This window comes from Actinomadura rayongensis (assembly GCF_009831215.1).
Lineage (GTDB): Bacteria > Actinomycetota > Actinomycetes > Streptosporangiales > Streptosporangiaceae > Spirillospora > Spirillospora rayongensis.
This window is the reverse complement of sequence record NZ_WUTW01000002.1, coordinates 165,382-180,314: the sequence shown is the minus strand read 5'-3', so window position 1 is coordinate 180,314 and position 14,933 is coordinate 165,382. Positions and strand designations below refer to the sequence as shown.

The window sequence follows — 14,933 nt, the reverse complement described above, 5'->3', positions numbered from 1 at the left end:
GACTTATCCCCTTACATCCAGGGAGTGCCGGGTGCCGGTCGACCATCTGGCGGTGCTGCTGCTCGCGGCCCTCGCGGCGGGCTGGGTGGACGCCGTCGTCGGCGGCGGCGGGCTGATCCAGCTCCCCGCGCTGCTGCTGCTCGGGCCGTCCGCGCCGGTCGCCGCGCTCGCGACGAACAAGCTCGGCTCGATCGCCGGGACGTCCTCGGCCGCCGTCGCCTACCTGCGCCGCGCCCGCCCGGACGTGCGCGTCGCGGGACCGGCCGCCCTGCTCGCGGTCGTGTGCGCGGCGGGCGGGGCGCTGTGCGCGGCGGCGATGTCGGCGGACGTGCTGAAGCCGGTCGTCCTCGCCGTCCTGCTCGGGGTCGCCGTGATCGTCGTGCTCAATCCGAAGCTCGGCCGGGAGGCGCGCGACGTGCCGCGGACGCGCCGCAGGATCGCCGCCGCCGTCGCCGTCCCGGGCGTCGCCATCGCCTTCTACGACGGGCTGGTCGGGCCTGGGACGGGAACGTTCCTCGTCCTCGCGTTCACCGCGCTGCTCGGCTCCGACTTCGTCCGCGCGTCCGCCAACGCCAAGATCATCAACACCGGCACCAACCTCGGCGCGCTGCTCGTGTTCGGCGCGCAGGGCCACATCCTGTGGGCGCTCGGGCTCGGCATGGGCGCGTGCAACATCGTCGGCGCGCAGCTCGGGGCGCGGACGGCGATCAGGCGCGGCACCGGGTTCGTCCGCGCCGTCCTGCTGTGCGTCGTGACGGCGCTCGTCCTCAAGCTCGGCGCCGAGCAGTTCGCCTAGTCCGGCACCGGCAGCGGGCGTTCCAGCGCGGTCAGCGCGAGGACGACCAGCGACGCCGTCCAGCCGAGCGGCGCCACCGCCGCCTGCCGCCCGCCCGGGTCGACCTTCTCCGGCAGCGCGCCGAGCGACGTGCGGTGGGACGCGAGCCAGCTCAACTGCGCGACGGCCGCGTCCCGCCGCCCGGACGCCGCGTCGCTCAGCGCGAACAGGGCTGTCTCGGGCGTCCACGCCACCGACGGATCGCCCGGCCACCGCTCGCCCGGCAGCACCCCGCCGTTCGGCAGCGCCTGCCGCCGCGCGGCCGTCGCGACCGCCGCCGCCACGAACGGGTCGGCGGGCGCGAACGGCGGTGCGACGAACGTCACGGACGTGTCCATCGCGCCGCCGCGCACCGGCGAGCGCGGATAGCCGAGCGGCGCGAACCGCGCGCCGATCGCGTCCGCCACCCGGTCGGCCGCCGTCCGCCACGCCGCCGCCCGGGCGGTATGACCGGTACCGGACGCGAACGCCGCCGCCGACCGCAGCCCCGCCAGCACCGGCCCGGCGACGCCGAGCGTCGGAGCCCCGGGGTCCTGCTCGGTCGCGGGGTTCCGCTCCCAGTAGTCGGCGGACGGCGGCGGCAGCCCGTCCCGGCGCAGCGACGCCGCGAGCCGGTCCGCCCCGCGCTCCACCATCGGCCACAGTTCCGTCCCGGACGGGTCAGACCGCTGGAACAGCCAGGCGGCCCACAGCATCCACCCGACCGAGTCGAGCTGCGGCGACCGGCCATCCAGCACCGGCGAGCCGTCCGGCCGGTACCGCGCGGCCCACAGCCCCGACGGCGTCTGCACGCCGGCCATGAACCGCAGGATCCGCAGCGCCTCCTGCGGATGCCCGGTGACGGTGAACGCGGCGGCGGCGAACGCCGAGTCGCGCGGCCACGCGTACCGCCACGCGCCGAACCAGGACGCCAGCGACGCGCCCTCCGCGCCCGTCAGCAGCCGAAGGTCCAGCAGCGCGCGCGACGCCATGTCGGAAAATCGCCCCGGAACGGTCCCCGACGCCAGCCACGCCCGGTCCGACCGCACCGCCGCGACGACCCCGGGGTCGGACGCGTCCAGAGTGACGGCCGTCTCTCCGCCGAACGGCACCAGCCGCACCCGCCCGTCCGCCAGCCGAACGACCGAACTGCCCGGAATGTAGGACGCGCCCGGCGCGTCCTCGGGCGGCAGCGGCACCCCCGCGTACGGCCAGCCGCCCCCGCCGACGAGCCCCGGCGACGCCCACGACGGCGTCCCGGCGTCCGGCAGGGCGCGCGCTCCGCACGTCGCCGCCAGCGCTCCGGCCAGCAGGAACGCGCCGATCCGCCGCACCCGGACGCCCCGTCGCGTCACCCGCACTCCCCTCGACCGTGCACCGGCGTTCATCGCGGGATCACCGCGACGCCGTGTAACCAAGTACACCAAACCCCGGCGAACGACACCGCCCGCCCGGGTACCGGCGAGTAGCCGCGCGCACCGCTCTACCTGGGCCGTTGTGAGATCCGGCGAGACCGCCCCCGGCGGCGCGACCACGAACGCGGGAGGACTAGGCTGCATCGACGGAGCGGACCGCAGGGTGGCGAGCCGCACGGACGCCCGTGTTCCCCACTCGAAGCGGTCATTGGCTGTCGATCCGTATAAGGACGCCTCGTGGACCTGTTCGAACATCAGGCGAAGGAACTCTTCGCCGAGTACGGGGTACCGGTGCCTACCGGCAAGGTCGCCCACACACCTCAGGAAGCCCGGGCCATCGCGGCGGAGCTGTTCGCCGCGGGTAGCTCGAAGGTCGTCGTCAAGGCCCAGGTGAAGACCGGGGGCCGCGGCAAGGCCGGCGGCGTGAAGCTCGCCGACGACGCCGACGAGGCCGAAGCGCTCGCCGGACAGATCCTCGGCATGGACATCAAGGGCCACACGGTCCACAAGGTGCTCATCGAAGAGGGCAGCGCCATCGCGCAGGAGTACTACTTCTCCTTCCTGCTCGACCGCGCGAACCGCACGTTCCTGTCCATCTGCTCGGTCGAGGGCGGCGTGGAGATCGAGGAGGTCCCGCACGACCGCCTCGCGCTCGTGCCCGTCTCCCCGCTGCACGGCGTGGACCGGGCCACCGCCCGCTCGATCGCCGAGCAGGGGCGGCTGCCCGAGGAGGCCCTGGACGGCGCCGCCGCGCTGATCGAGCGCCTGTGGGCCGTCTTCACCGACGAGGACGCGACGCTCGTCGAGGTGAACCCGCTGATCCTCACCGCCGACGGCGAGGTCAAGGCCCTCGACGGCAAGGTCTCGCTGGACGACAACGCCGCCTTCCGCCAGGAGCACGACCGGCTGGAGGACAAGGCCGCGGCCGACCCGCTGGAGGCCCGCGCCAAGGAGAAGGACCTCAACTACGTCAAGCTGGACGGCTCCGTCGGCATCATCGGCAACGGCGCCGGGCTCGTCATGTCCACGCTGGACGTCGTGTCGTACGCGGGGGAGGACCACGGCGGCCAGAAGCCGGCGAACTTCCTCGACATCGGCGGCGGCGCGTCCGCCGAGGTGATGGCCGACAGCCTGGAGATCGTCCTGTCGGACCCGGACGTGAAGTCGGTGTTCGTCAACGTCTTCGGCGGCATCACCGCCTGCGACGCCGTCGCCAACGGCATCGTCAGCGCCTACAAGCTCCTGGCCGAGCGCGGCGAGACCGTCGACCGGCCGCTCGCGGTCCGCCTCGACGGCAACAACGCCGAGCTGGGCCGCCAGATCCTGACCGACGCGGCGCTGCCCGGCGTCGAGCAGGTCGACACGATGGACGATGCGGCCGAGCGCGCCGCCGAACTCGCCGCGGCAGGTGCGTGAACATGGCCATCTGGCTCACCGAGAACAGCAAGATCATCGTTCAGGGCATCACCGGTTCGGAGGGCATGAAGCACTCCCGGCGGATGCTGGCCTCCGGCGCGCAGGTCGTCGGCGGCGTCAACGCCCGCAAGGCCGGGCAGACCGTCGACTTCGACGGCACCACCCTCCCGGTCTTCGGGACGGTCAAGGAGGCGATCGAGCGGACCGGCGCGGACGTGTCGGTCGTGTTCGTCCCGCCGAAGTTCACCAAGGACGCCGTCGTCGAGGCGATCGACGCCGAGATCCCCCTCGCCGTCGTGATCACCGAGGGCGTGCCGGTCCACGACACCGCCTACTTCTGGGCCTACGCGGTCGAGAAGGGCAACGCGACCCGGATCATCGGGCCGAACTGCCCCGGCATCGCGTCCCCCGGCAAGTCGAACGCGGGCATCATCCCCGCCGACATCACCTCGCCCGGCCGCATCGGCCTGGTGTCCAAGTCGGGCACGCTGACGTACCAGATGATGTACGAGCTGCGCGACATCGGCTTCTCCACCTGCGTCGGCATCGGCGGCGACCCGATCATCGGGACGACGCACATCGACGCGCTCCAGGCGTTCCAGGACGACCCGGAGACCGACGCGATCGTCATGATCGGCGAGATCGGCGGCGACGCCGAGGAGCGCGCCGCGGCCTACATCGAGCAGCACGTGACCAAGCCGGTCGTCGGCTACGTCGCGGGCTTCACCGCCCCCGAGGGCAAGACGATGGGCCACGCGGGCGCGATCGTCTCCGGCTCGGCGGGCACCGCCCAGGCCAAGAAGGAGGCGCTGGAGAAGGTCGGCGTGCGGGTCGGCAAGACGCCGAGCGAGACCGCCGTCCTCATGCGGGAGATCATGAACAAGCTCTGACCGAGCGCGCGAAGGACGCCCGTGCCGCCCCGGCGGCGCGGGCGTCCTTCGTTCGCCCGGGTCGGTAGGCTGGCCGCACCGATGATCGAGAACCCGACGCCGCCCGGCGACGAACCGCGCCTGGCCGCCGTCTACGGCCCGGACCGGCCGGGACTGCCGCGCGGACGCAGCAGCCTGCCCGCGTCCGTCGTGCGGGAGGAGCAGCGGCGGCGGCTGCGCGGCGCGGTGATCGCGGCGGTCGCCGAGGCCGGGTACGCGCACACGACGGTCGCGATGGTCGTCCAGCGCGCCCGCGTGTCCCGCAAGGCGTTCTACGACCACTTCGCCGGCGTCGAGGACTGCTTCCTGTCGGCGATGGCCGAGGCGCAGGAGGCGATCGTCGCCGAGGTGATGGCCCCGCCGCGCGACGCCGGGCGGCCGTCCTCGTCCCGCGAACTGCTGCGCGCCGCGCTCGGCGCGTACCTGGGGCTGTGCGCGCGGGAACCGGAGTACGCGCGCTGCATCCTCGTGGAGCTGCCCGCCGTCGGGCCGCGCGCGCTGCGCGGGCGCCTCAAGGGCTACGGGCTCGTCGCCGACGTCCTGCGCGGCTGGCGCGAGCACGCCGCGCGCAAGCACCCCGAGTGGCCGCCCGCGCCCGAGCACGCGTTCACGGCGGCGGTCGGCGCGGTCGCCGAGCTGATCCTCGTCCACGTCAGCGCGGGCCGGGCGGACGAACTGCCCGCGCTGCGCGACCCGCTCACCGAGATCCTGCTGCGGATCATGGACGCCCCGCTCCCCGCCTGACCGCGACATCCGCCACGACAAAGGCGACACGCCGGGCGACGCGCGGACCCCGGGGGCGGCCCCCTGCCAGCATGGGGCGGATGAGCGACATGACGCGGGAGCGGCGGACGGCTCCGGACCGCGCGGGGACGCAGCGCCCACTGCTCGTCACCGGCCTCGTCGGCGCGGTGTGGTGCGTCGGGATCGGGCTGGCCGTGCTCGTCACGGTCACCCTCGTCGGCTGGATCGCCGCGCCGCGCTCGGCGCTCGGCACCGGCCTGCCCGGCGTGTTCCGGACGGCCGTGACGTTCTGGCTCGTCGCCCACCACGCGGGCCTGTCGCTGCCGGACGGCCGCGTCGGGCTGCTCCCGCTCGGCGTCGTCGCGCTGCCCGGCGCGCTGCTGTACCGCTGCGGCGGCTGGATGCTGCGGACGAGCGGACGCCGCACCCGCCGGGGCGTCGTGGACGTCGCCGTCGCCCTCGCCGTCCCCTACACGCTGTTCGCCGGGCTGCTCGCGCTCGCCGCGACCAAGCCGCCGGTGCGCCCGTCGCCGTGGCAGGCGCTGCTGTGCTGCTTCACGGTCGCGCTGGTCGCGGGCGGGCTCGGGGCGGCGCGGGGGATCGTCGCGCGCCGAGGCCGCGTCCGGTCCGGGCTCGGCGCGCTGCTGCGGCTGCTGCCCGAGCGTCCGCGGTCGCTGGTCGTCGGGGTGTCCGGGGCGCTGGCGGTGCTGCTCGCGGCGGGCGCGCTGCTCGTCGGCGTCGCGCTCGCCTTCCACCTGCCCGAGGCGAACCGGCTGTACGGGGAGCTGGCGCCGGGCGTCGTCGGCGGCGTCCTGCTGCTGGTCGTGGAGCTGGCGTTCCTGCCGAACGCGATCATCTGGGGGACGTCCTACGCCGTCGGCGCCGGATTCGCCGTCGGGACGGGCACCAGCGTCTCGGTCACCGGGGTGTTCCTCGACACCGTCCCGGCGTTCCCGCCGCTCGCCGCGCTGCCCGACCCCGGCCCCGCGCCCGCCCTGTCGCTGCTGGCGCTGGCCGCGCCGTTCGCGGCGGGCGCGGTCGGCGGGGTGCTGACCGTCCGGGCGCTGCCGAGCCCGGCCGCCGAGACCGCGCCGCTGTGGGGCTTCACGACCGGCGCCCTGACCGGCCTCGTGCTGGCCGCGCTCGCCGCGCTGTCGGGCGGGCCGATGGGCGGCGGACGGCTCCGGACCGTCGGCCCCTCGCCCTGGCAGGTCGGCCTGCTCGCGGCGCTGGAGGTCGGCGTCGCGGCGGCGCTCGCGGCCTGGCTCGCCAACGGGCGCGCCCTGCGCCGCACCGGCGAGCCGAAGCCCCGCCGGCGCCGCCGCCCGCCCAGGCCGCCCCGCGACGCCGCGCCCGTCCTGCTCACCGAGCCGCTGCCGGACCCGGTCGTGCCGCTGCCCGCGCCGGAACCGGCGCCGAAGCCCGTCCCGGCCGTCCCGGACCCGCTGGAGTTCGAGGACGCCGAGCCGGTCCTGCCCGCGCGCCGCACCCGTCCCCCCGAGCCGGAGCCCGACGAGCCCCGCCCGCGCGACGACCGCACCGAGAACCGGGGCGGCGCGATCTTCGTCCTGCGCGACGAGGCCGACGACTAGAAGCCGGTGAACACCTTCGTGTCCGGCGGCAGGTCGAACTTGTCGATGATCTGCCGGGAGAACGCGTCGTCGCACGCCTTCTTGTCGGCGACGGTGTTCGCGCCGTCCAGGCACGACTGCCGGTCCGACAGCTCGGGCGCGAGGACGATCCAGCTCGTCATCGCGAACAGCCCGACCAGCACGGCGAGCGCGCCGACCACGAGGCTCGCCGACAGGCCGCGCCGCGCCGGGACCGCCGGGTCGCGGCGGGCGCGGATCTCGGTCACGATCGCCGCGATGCCGAGCACCAGCCCGAGCGGCCAGAACGGCACCGCCAGGATCAGCCCGCCGATCGCCAGCCACAGCGCCCGGCGCGACGCCGGACCGCGCCGGCCGCCGGGCGGGGGAGCCTGCGGGGCCTGGACCTCGCCGGGTCCCGCCTGGTGTGTCACGGTGTTTCCTCCTGCGTGTTCGGTGGCGGCGTCCTCCGGCCGGGGGCGGAGCGCCGTCGGGGGCGCGCGGCGGGACGGATAGGCTGCGTGCTGGCAGGCCCGCGCGACGACGCCGGGGCCGCCCGTCCCACACCTCGAAACGTCCAGCAGGGAGTCATGGTGCCCGCCCGGCTCGTCGTCCTCGTCTCCGGAGCGGGGACCAACCTACAGGCGCTGCTCGACGCGTGCGCGGATCCAGAGTACGGCGCCGAAGTGGTTGCCGTGGGCGCCGACCGCTCCGGCATCGAGGGCACCGCCCGCGGCGTCCGGGCCGGGCTGCCCGCGTTCACCCTGCGCATCCCCGACTTCCCCGACCGGGACGCCTGGGACGCCGCCCTCGCCGACGCCGTCGCCGAGCACCGGCCCGACCTCGTCGTCTCCGCCGGGTTCATGAAGATCCTCGGCGCCCGGTTCCTGGAACGGTTCGGCGGGCGCATCGTCAACACCCACCCCGCTCTGCTGCCGTCCTTCCCCGGCGCCCACGCCGTCCGGGACGCCCTGGCGTACGGCGTCAAGCTCACGGGCTGTACCGTGCACTTCGTCGACGAAGGCGTGGACACCGGACCCGTCATCGCCCAGGAGGCCGTCCCGGTCCGCTGGCATGACGACGAGGACTCCCTGCACGAACGCATCAAGCAGGTGGAGCGCCGGCTCCTGGTCGACGTCGTCGGGCGGCTCGCCCGCGACGGCTGGACCGCCGAGGGGCGGCGGGTCTCCATGAAATGCCGGACCTGCAACACGTCCGCCGCCGAAGAAGGAGAGCTGAACCGGTGACCCGGGTCGCGATCAAACGTGCGCTGATCAGCGTGTACGACAAGACGGGGCTGGAGGAGCTGGCCCGCGGCCTGCACGCCGCCGGGGTGGAGATCGTCTCCACCGGCTCCACGGCCGGGCGCATCGCCGCCGCCGGGGTGCCCGTCATGAAGGTGGAGAAGCTGACCGGCTTCCCCGAGTGCCTGGACGGACGCGTCAAGACCCTGCACCCGCGCGTCCACGCGGGCCTGCTGGCCGACCGCCGCAAGGACGACCACGTCCAGCAGCTCGACGACCTCAACGTCGAGCCGTTCGACCTCGCCGTCGTCAACCTGTACCCGTTCGCGGCGACCGTCGCGTCGGGCGCGGCGCCGGACGAGTGCGTCGAGCAGATCGACATCGGCGGCCCCACGATGGTCCGCGCCGCCGCGAAGAACCACGCGAGCGTCGCCGTCGTCGTGGACCCCGCGTCCTACGGGTCCGTGCTCGCGGCCGTCGAGGCGGGCGGGTTCACGCTGGACGAGCGGCGCCGCCTCGCCGGGCTCGCGTTCGCGCACACCGCGTCCTACGACGTGGCCGTCGCGTCGTGGTTCGCCTCGTCCTACGCCCCCGACGAGGAGGCCGCGTCCTCCGGCTGGCCGGACTTCCTCGGCGCCACGTGGGAGCGGTCCGCCGTCCTGCGCTACGGCGAGAACCCGCACCAGAAGGCCGCGCTGTTCACCGACACCGGCGCGTCCGGGGGCCTCGCGGGCGCCGAGCAGCTCCACGGCAAGGAGATGTCCTACAACAACTACGTGGACGCCGAGGCCGCCCGCCGCGCCGCCTACGACTTCGCCGAGCCCGCCGTCGCGATCATCAAGCACGCCAACCCGTGCGGCATCGCGGTCGGCGCGGACGTCGCCGAGGCCCACCGCAAGGCGCACGAGTGCGACCCGGTGTCGGCGTACGGCGGCGTCATCGCGGTGAACCGCCCGGTGACGGCCGCGTTCGCCGAGTCCGTCAAGGAGATCTTCACCGAGGTCATCGTCGCGCCGGACTTCGACGCCGACGCGCTGGAGATCCTGCGCGGACGCTGGAAGAACCTGCGGCTGCTGCGCTGCCCGTCCGGGCCGTCCAACGCGACCGAGTTCCGCCGCATCGACGGCGGCGTGCTGCTCCAGACCGTCGACCGGGTGGACGCGTCCGGCGACGACCCGTCGACCTGGGAGCTGAAGGTCGGCACGGCCGCCGACGAGGCGACCCTGCGGGACCTGGCGTTCGCGTGGCGGGCCGTCCGGGCCGTCAAGTCCAACGCGATCCTGCTCGCCGCCGACGGCGCGACCGTCGGCGTCGGCATGGGCCAGGTCAACCGGGTCGACTCGGCCAAGCTCGCGGTGACGCGGGCGGGCGCCGAGCGGGCCGCGCGCGCGGTCGGCGCGTCCGACGCGTTCTTCCCGTTCCCCGACGGGCTGGAGGCGCTCGCGGCGGCGGGCGTCCGCGCGATCGTCGAGCCCGGCGGCTCCATCCACGACCCCGAGGTGATCGAGGCGGCGGAGAAGGCGGGCGTGACCCTGTACTTCACCGGCGTCCGGCACTTCTTCCACTGACCGGCCGGCGGCGCGCCGGGCTCGTCCCGGCGCGCCGACCGCCCTCTCGGAGACTTCGATGAACCAGGTCCTCGCGCACGCGTTCGGCGTGTTCCTCCAGGCCGACGCGCTGCTCATGGACGCCCGCGAGATCGTCGGCCTCGCCGCGGCCCTCGCGGCGGCGCTGCTCGCCGGCGTGCTCGGCTGGCAGGGCACCGACCGCTTCCTGTCCTGGCGCGGTCGCTGAGGCCCGCGCGTCCCGTCCCGGTACGATGGACGCACACGTGACTGGCGCGGACAAGGTGGGCACGACCACCGGGGAGCGGAGCAGTCCGGACACCGCGCGCCTGGGTGACCGGGGACCACGCACGGGCCGTGCGGCCCGGCGAGATCACCACGGAGGCCTCACATGACGGCACGGATCCTGGACGGGAAGGCCACGGCCGCGCAGATCCGCGCGGACCTCGCGACGCGCGTCGCGGCCCTGCGCTCGCGCGGCGTCGGCGTGGGCCTCGGGACGGTCCTCGTCGGCGACGACCCCGGCAGCAACGCCTACGTCGCCATGAAGCACCGCGACTGCGCCGAGGTCGGCATCGAGAGCATCCGCCGCGACCTGCCCGCCGACGCGACGCAGGAGGACGTCGAGCGCGCGGTGGACGAGCTGAACGCCGACCCGTCCTGCACCGGCTACATCGTCCAGCTCCCGCTGCCGAAGGGCCTGGACGAGCAGCGCGTGCTGGAGCGCATCGACCCCCTCAAGGACGCCGACGGCCTGCACCCGACCAACCTCGGGCGGCTCGTCCTCCAGCAGCCCGGCCCGCTGCCCTGCACGCCGAAGGGCATCGTGGAACTCCTGCGCCGCTTCGACGTGCCGATCGGCGGCGCCGAGGTCACGGTCGTCGGCCGCGGCATCACGGTCGGCCGGTCGCTCGGCCTGCTGCTGACGCGCCGCACCGAGAACGCGACCGTCACGCTCTGCCACACCGGCACGCGCGACCTGGCCGCCCACACCCGCAAGGCCGACATCGTCGTCGCCGCCGCGGGCGTCCCCGGCCTGATCACCGCGGACATGGTCAAGCCCGGCGCGGCCGTCCTGGACGTGGGAGTCTCCCGCGTCGACGGCAAGCTGGCCGGCGACGTCGCGGCGGACGTGCGCGAGGTCGCGGGCTGGGTGGCGCCCAACCCCGGCGGCGTCGGCCCGATGACCCGCGCGATGCTGCTGGCGAACGTCGTCGAGGCCGCCGAGAACGCCGCCCGCTGACCGCCCGGGCCGCGCCCGTCCCGGTGTTCGCCGGGGCGGGCGCGGCCGGGCCGGGCTCAGCTCGCTCTGCGGCCCACCCCCGTCGCCTGGCGGCCCGGGCCGGTGAGGTGGCGGCCCGGCGCGGTGGCGCCGGGCGGGCCGGGACGGCGGACGCCGCCCGGTCCCTGGCCGTCCACCGGACGGTTCTGCTGCGGGACGTGGACCGGCGGCAGCGGCCGGACGAGGCCCATCGCGATGACCTCGTTGGCCAGCCTGGTGCGCCGGTTCGCCCCCTCGGGGATGCGGAACTTCTGATACAGCCGCAGCAGATGCTGCTTGACCGCGGCCTCCGTCACCACCAGTTCCTCGGCGATCTGGCGCGCGGTGGCCGGGGCCACGAACGCCTCGTCCGAGAGCGCCGGACGGCACAGCGACGTCAGCACGTCGACCTCGCGGCGCGTCAGCTCGGGTGCGACGGCGCGCCGCAGCTCGACGTCGGGATCGACCTCCTCGCGGGGGATTCCCCCCATCCGGCAGCGCGCCGTGCCGAAGCTGACGACGTCACCGTCCTCCAGGACGCGTCGGGCGATCGGCCGGCCGTTGACCCGGGTCCCGTTACGGGAGAGTCCCATGTCAACCACGTACACGTACGGGCCGCGCCGAATGATCTCTGCGTGCAAACGGGACACACTCGGGTCGTCGAGGCGGATGTCCACGCCCCGTCCTCGACCGACCGTCGTGACATCGGGGCGCAGTGGCATCACCATGCCGCTGTCCTCGATCCGCATGAACGGCCCCTCCACGGCAGTCCTCCCAGCTAGTTAGCGACCCCTGTCCAGCGAGTTACCCGGAGGCCTGCACGCCACACCCACCTACTGGTGAGTAGGGCCTGTTGCGTAACGGTTTTCGCGAGGTCCACGTCCGTCCCGTCCGCCTTCTCCCGTCTCGTCGGGGGGACTCGTCCGGTCGTGCGTGAAATGTCGTTTTGGACGGTATTTGGGCTGCTCGTCCGGCCCCCCGGTCGTCGGTCTCCGGATTTCCCACTAACGTGGGGAGGTGGAGCCGACCGGGCGGACGCCCGGAAAACGAGGAGCGTGCCGATGAGTACCGAGGTGCACCGACGCCGGCGGCGCGCACCGCGCGGCCGGGGCGCCGCACCCCACTGGCTCGGCCGCCTGCCGTACGCGATCGTCCTCTGCGGCGTCGCGGGCGGGCTGGTGCTCTGCGCGCTCGACTACTTCCGCAAGGGATCCGGTCTCATGGCCGCGGCGGTGCTGTTCGGCGCGCTGGCGCGGCTCGTCCTGCCCCCGAGCCAGGCCGGGATGCTCGAGACGCGCAGCCGGTGGGTGGACGTGACGACGATGACGGTTCTCGCCGTCGCCATCGCGACCACCGCCGCCGTCGTCCCCCACCCCTAGGCTCACCTGCCGAAACAGCCAGACCACCAGGGCGAGGTCTAGACCTTTGGCCGCGCCCGGATAGCCTTCAGCAGAGCCTTACAAGGACTGCTGGCCGGTGTAGGAAAGGGACAGCAAGCACATGCCCAAGATCAAGGTAGCGAACCCGGTCGTCGAACTCGACGGCGACGAGATGACCCGGATCATCTGGAAATTCATCAAGGACCAGTTGATCCTGCCCTACCTGGACGTCGACCTGAAGTACTACGACCTCGGGATCGAGTACCGCGACGCGACCGACGACCAGGTGACGGTCGACGCCGCCAACGCCATCAAGCAGTACGGCGTCGGCGTGAAGTGCGCGACGATCACCCCCGACGAGGCCCGGGTGGAGGAGTTCGGCCTCAAGAAGATGTGGCGTTCCCCGAACGGAACGATCCGCAACATCCTCGGCGGCGTGGTCTTCCGCGAGCCGATCATCGCCTCGAACATCCCCCGGCTCGTCCCGGGCTGGACCAAGCCGATCATCATCGGCCGCCACGCCCACGGCGACCAGTACCGCGCGACCGACTTCGTGGTGCCCGGACCCGGCACCGTCACGATCAGCTACCAGCCCGACGACGAGGGCGAGCCGATCGAGCTGGAGGTCGCCCGTTTCCCCGGCGGTGGCGTCGCCATGGGCATGTACAACTTCGACGACTCGATCCGCGACTTCGCGCGGACGACGATGCGGTACGCCCTCGACCGCGAGATGCCGCTGTACCTCTCCACGAAGAACACGATCCTCAAGGCGTACGACGGACGCTTCAAGGACCTGTTCCAGGAGATCTTCGAGTCCGAGTTCAAGGCGGACTTCGAGGCCAAGGGCATCACCTACGAGCACCGGCTCATCGACGACATGGTCGCCGCGGCGCTCAAGTGGGAGGGCGGCTTCGTCTGGGCGGCGAAGAACTACGACGGCGACGTCCAGTCCGACACGCTCGCGCAGGGCTTCGGGTCGCTCGGCCTGATGACGTCCGTGCTGATGACGCCGGACGGGAAGACCGTCGAGGCCGAGGCCGCGCACGGCACCGTCACGCGCCACTACCGGCAGCACCAGCAGGGCAAGCCGACGTCCACCAACCCGATCGCGTCGATCTTCGCGTGGACGCGGGGCCTGGAGCACCGCGGCAAGCTCGACAACACGCCTGAGCTGGTGAACTTCGCGCGCCAGCTGGAGCAGGTCTGCGTCGAAACGGTCGAAGGCGGCCAGATGACCAAGGACCTGGCCCTGTTGGTCGGGCCGCAGCAGGGCTGGCTGACCACGCAGGAGTTCCTGGAGGCCCTGGACACCAACCTCCAGAAGAAGGTCGGCTAGCACCGCACCGGACCCCCTGACCATCCGGGGGAGACGCAACAGGCCGTCCCGGCGATCCCGGGACGGCCTTCGCCGTTCTCCGACCTGCCGCCGCGCGGCACCCGGCCGCGCGGTAGCCTGGCGCATGAATTATCTTGACGGCGAGAGACCCCCGTCGGCAGGCACGACCACAGCGCACGGCCGCTCGGCCGCGAGGAGATGAAGCAGACATGACGCGCACCCCAGTCACCGTCACCGTCACCGGCGCCGCGGGCCAGATCGGCTACGCGCTGCTGTTCCGCATCGCGTCGGGCGCGCTGCTCGGCCCGGACGTACCGGTGCGGCTGCGGCTGCTGGAGATCCCCCAGGCCGTGAAGGCCGCCGAGGGCACCGCGATGGAGCTGGACGACTGCGCGTTCCCGCTGCTGTCCGGCGTCGACATCTTCGACGACGCGACGAAGGCGTTCGCGGGCACGAACGTGGCCCTGCTCGTCGGCGCCCGTCCCCGGACGAAGGGCATGGAGCGCGGGGACCTGCTGGAGGCCAACGGCGGGATCTTCAAGCCGCAGGGCGAGGCGATCAACGCGGGCGCGGCCGACGACGTCAAGGTCCTCGTGGTCGGCAACCCGGCCAACACCAACGCGCTCATCGCGCAGCAGCACGCCCCGGACGTCCCGGCCGAGCGCTTCACCGCGATGACCCGCCTGGACCACAACCGCGCGATCGCGCAGGTGGCGAAGAAGGCCGGCGTCGCGGTCACCGACATCAAGAAGCTGACGATCTGGGGCAACCACTCCGCGACCCAGTACCCGGACCTGTTCCACGCCGAGATCGCGGGCAAGAACGCCGCCGAGACGGTGAACGACCGCGACTGGCTGGAGAACGACTTCATCCCGACCGTCGCCAAGCGCGGCGCGGCGATCATCGAGGCGCGGGGCGCGTCGTCGGCGGCGTCCGCGGCGTCCGCGGCGATCGACCACGTGCACACCTGGGTGAACGGCACGGCGGACGGCGACTGGACGTCGATGGCGGTCGTGTCCGACGGTTCCTACGGCGTTCCCGAGGGCCTGATCTCCTCGTTCCCGGTCACCACGAAGGATGGGAAGTGGGAGATCGTCCAGGGCCTGGAGATCGACGAGTTCTCGCGCGGCCGGATCGACGCGTCCGTGGCGGAGCTGGCCGAGGAGCGCGACGCGGTGCGCAAGCTCGGCCTCATCTGAGCCGACGTCCGACCGAACACCGCACGGCCCCCGGCTCCCCGC

15 protein-coding genes and 1 riboswitch are annotated in these 14,933 nt (G+C 73.6%); of the genes, 12 read left to right on the top strand and 3 right to left on the bottom strand.

Annotation, left to right across the window (positions count from 1 at the left end; translation table 11 throughout):
* The first annotated feature begins 31 nt into the window (after positions 1 to 31).
* Entirely contained in the window at positions 32 to 796 is a 765-nt protein-coding gene (locus GQ466_RS10235; RefSeq protein WP_161102648.1) for a TSUP family transporter, read from the top strand.
* Here the strand turns inward: GQ466_RS10235 and GQ466_RS10230 are convergent.
* Positions 793 to 2,169: a glycoside hydrolase family 15 protein gene (locus tag GQ466_RS10230; protein WP_337193413.1), complete on the bottom strand. Its 1,377-nt coding sequence runs from the start codon at positions 2,167 to 2,169 to the stop codon at positions 793 to 795. The genes GQ466_RS10235 and GQ466_RS10230 overlap by 4 nt on opposite strands.
* A gap of 297 nt (positions 2,170 to 2,466) precedes the next feature.
* On the opposite strand from GQ466_RS10230, the gene sucC reads away from it, so the two are divergent.
* The 4 genes from sucC (at position 2,467) to GQ466_RS10210 (ending at position 6,910) form a co-directional block, all read left to right on the top strand.
* Positions 2,467 to 3,645 carry an ADP-forming succinate--CoA ligase subunit beta gene (gene sucC / locus GQ466_RS10225; protein ID WP_161102646.1) on the top strand — a complete coding sequence of 393 codons (1,179 nt, stop codon included), beginning with the start codon at positions 2,467 to 2,469 and terminating at the stop codon, positions 3,643 to 3,645.
* Between the two features lie 2 nt (positions 3,646 to 3,647).
* Positions 3,648 to 4,535, top strand: coding sequence for a succinate--CoA ligase subunit alpha (sucD, locus tag GQ466_RS10220; protein ID WP_161102645.1), 888 nt, complete (start codon positions 3,648 to 3,650; stop codon positions 4,533 to 4,535).
* A gap of 81 nt (positions 4,536 to 4,616) precedes the next feature.
* The gene (locus GQ466_RS10215; protein ID WP_161102644.1) at positions 4,617 to 5,318 is read left to right on the top strand and encodes a TetR/AcrR family transcriptional regulator; all 702 of its coding nucleotides are present in this window, start codon (positions 4,617 to 4,619) and stop codon (positions 5,316 to 5,318) included.
* Between the two features lie 80 nt (positions 5,319 to 5,398).
* Complete coding sequence (locus GQ466_RS10210) at positions 5,399 to 6,910, top strand: cell division protein PerM (protein WP_161102643.1); 1,512 nt, start codon at positions 5,399 to 5,401, stop codon at positions 6,908 to 6,910.
* Here GQ466_RS10210 and GQ466_RS10205 read toward each other — a convergent pair.
* Complete coding sequence (locus GQ466_RS10205) at positions 6,907 to 7,341, bottom strand: DUF456 domain-containing protein (RefSeq protein WP_161102642.1); 435 nt, start codon at positions 7,339 to 7,341, stop codon at positions 6,907 to 6,909. The two genes, GQ466_RS10210 and GQ466_RS10205, sit on opposite strands and share 4 nt — an antisense overlap.
* Positions 7,342 to 7,500: 159 nt before the next feature.
* Between GQ466_RS10205 and purN the strand changes: the two genes are divergently transcribed.
* From purN to GQ466_RS10185, 4 genes are all read left to right on the top strand, one after another.
* Complete coding sequence (gene purN, locus GQ466_RS10200; RefSeq protein ID WP_337193504.1) at positions 7,501 to 8,154, top strand: phosphoribosylglycinamide formyltransferase; 654 nt, start codon at positions 7,501 to 7,503, stop codon at positions 8,152 to 8,154.
* A complete protein-coding gene (gene purH, locus GQ466_RS10195) occupies positions 8,151 to 9,719 on the top strand; it encodes a bifunctional phosphoribosylaminoimidazolecarboxamide formyltransferase/IMP cyclohydrolase (RefSeq protein ID WP_337193412.1) in 1,569 nt (522 codons plus the stop codon). The genes purN and purH overlap by 4 nt, the downstream gene beginning before the upstream one ends.
* A gap of 58 nt (positions 9,720 to 9,777) precedes the next feature.
* On the top strand, positions 9,778 to 9,945 hold the full coding sequence (locus tag GQ466_RS10190; RefSeq protein WP_161102640.1) for a hypothetical protein: 168 nt from the start codon (positions 9,778 to 9,780) through the stop codon (positions 9,943 to 9,945).
* 27 nt (positions 9,946 to 9,972) lie between these two features.
* Positions 9,973 to 10,058, top strand: a riboswitch (ZMP/ZTP riboswitch).
* A gap of 49 nt (positions 10,059 to 10,107) precedes the next feature.
* Positions 10,108 to 10,959 (top strand): bifunctional methylenetetrahydrofolate dehydrogenase/methenyltetrahydrofolate cyclohydrolase, encoded by an 852-nt coding sequence (locus tag GQ466_RS10185; protein ID WP_161102639.1) that lies wholly within the window; start codon positions 10,108 to 10,110, stop codon positions 10,957 to 10,959.
* 56 nt (positions 10,960 to 11,015) lie between these two features.
* On the opposite strand, the gene GQ466_RS10180 is transcribed toward GQ466_RS10185, so the two are convergent.
* Positions 11,016 to 11,699, bottom strand: coding sequence for an FHA domain-containing protein (locus GQ466_RS10180; RefSeq protein WP_237417916.1), 684 nt, complete (start codon positions 11,697 to 11,699; stop codon positions 11,016 to 11,018).
* A 339-nt stretch (positions 11,700 to 12,038) separates the two neighbouring features.
* Between GQ466_RS10180 and GQ466_RS10175 the strand changes: the two genes are divergently transcribed.
* From GQ466_RS10175 to GQ466_RS10165, 3 genes are all read left to right on the top strand, one after another.
* Positions 12,039 to 12,356 carry a DUF3017 domain-containing protein gene (locus tag GQ466_RS10175; RefSeq protein ID WP_103562060.1) on the top strand — a complete coding sequence of 106 codons (318 nt, stop codon included), beginning with the start codon at positions 12,039 to 12,041 and terminating at the stop codon, positions 12,354 to 12,356.
* A 121-nt stretch (positions 12,357 to 12,477) separates the two neighbouring features.
* Positions 12,478 to 13,692, top strand: coding sequence for an NADP-dependent isocitrate dehydrogenase (locus GQ466_RS10170; protein ID WP_161102638.1), 1,215 nt, complete (start codon positions 12,478 to 12,480; stop codon positions 13,690 to 13,692).
* Between the two features lie 209 nt (positions 13,693 to 13,901).
* Positions 13,902 to 14,891 carry a malate dehydrogenase gene (locus tag GQ466_RS10165; protein ID WP_161102637.1) on the top strand — a complete coding sequence of 330 codons (990 nt, stop codon included), beginning with the start codon at positions 13,902 to 13,904 and terminating at the stop codon, positions 14,889 to 14,891.
* Positions 14,892 to 14,933 lie beyond the last annotated feature (42 nt).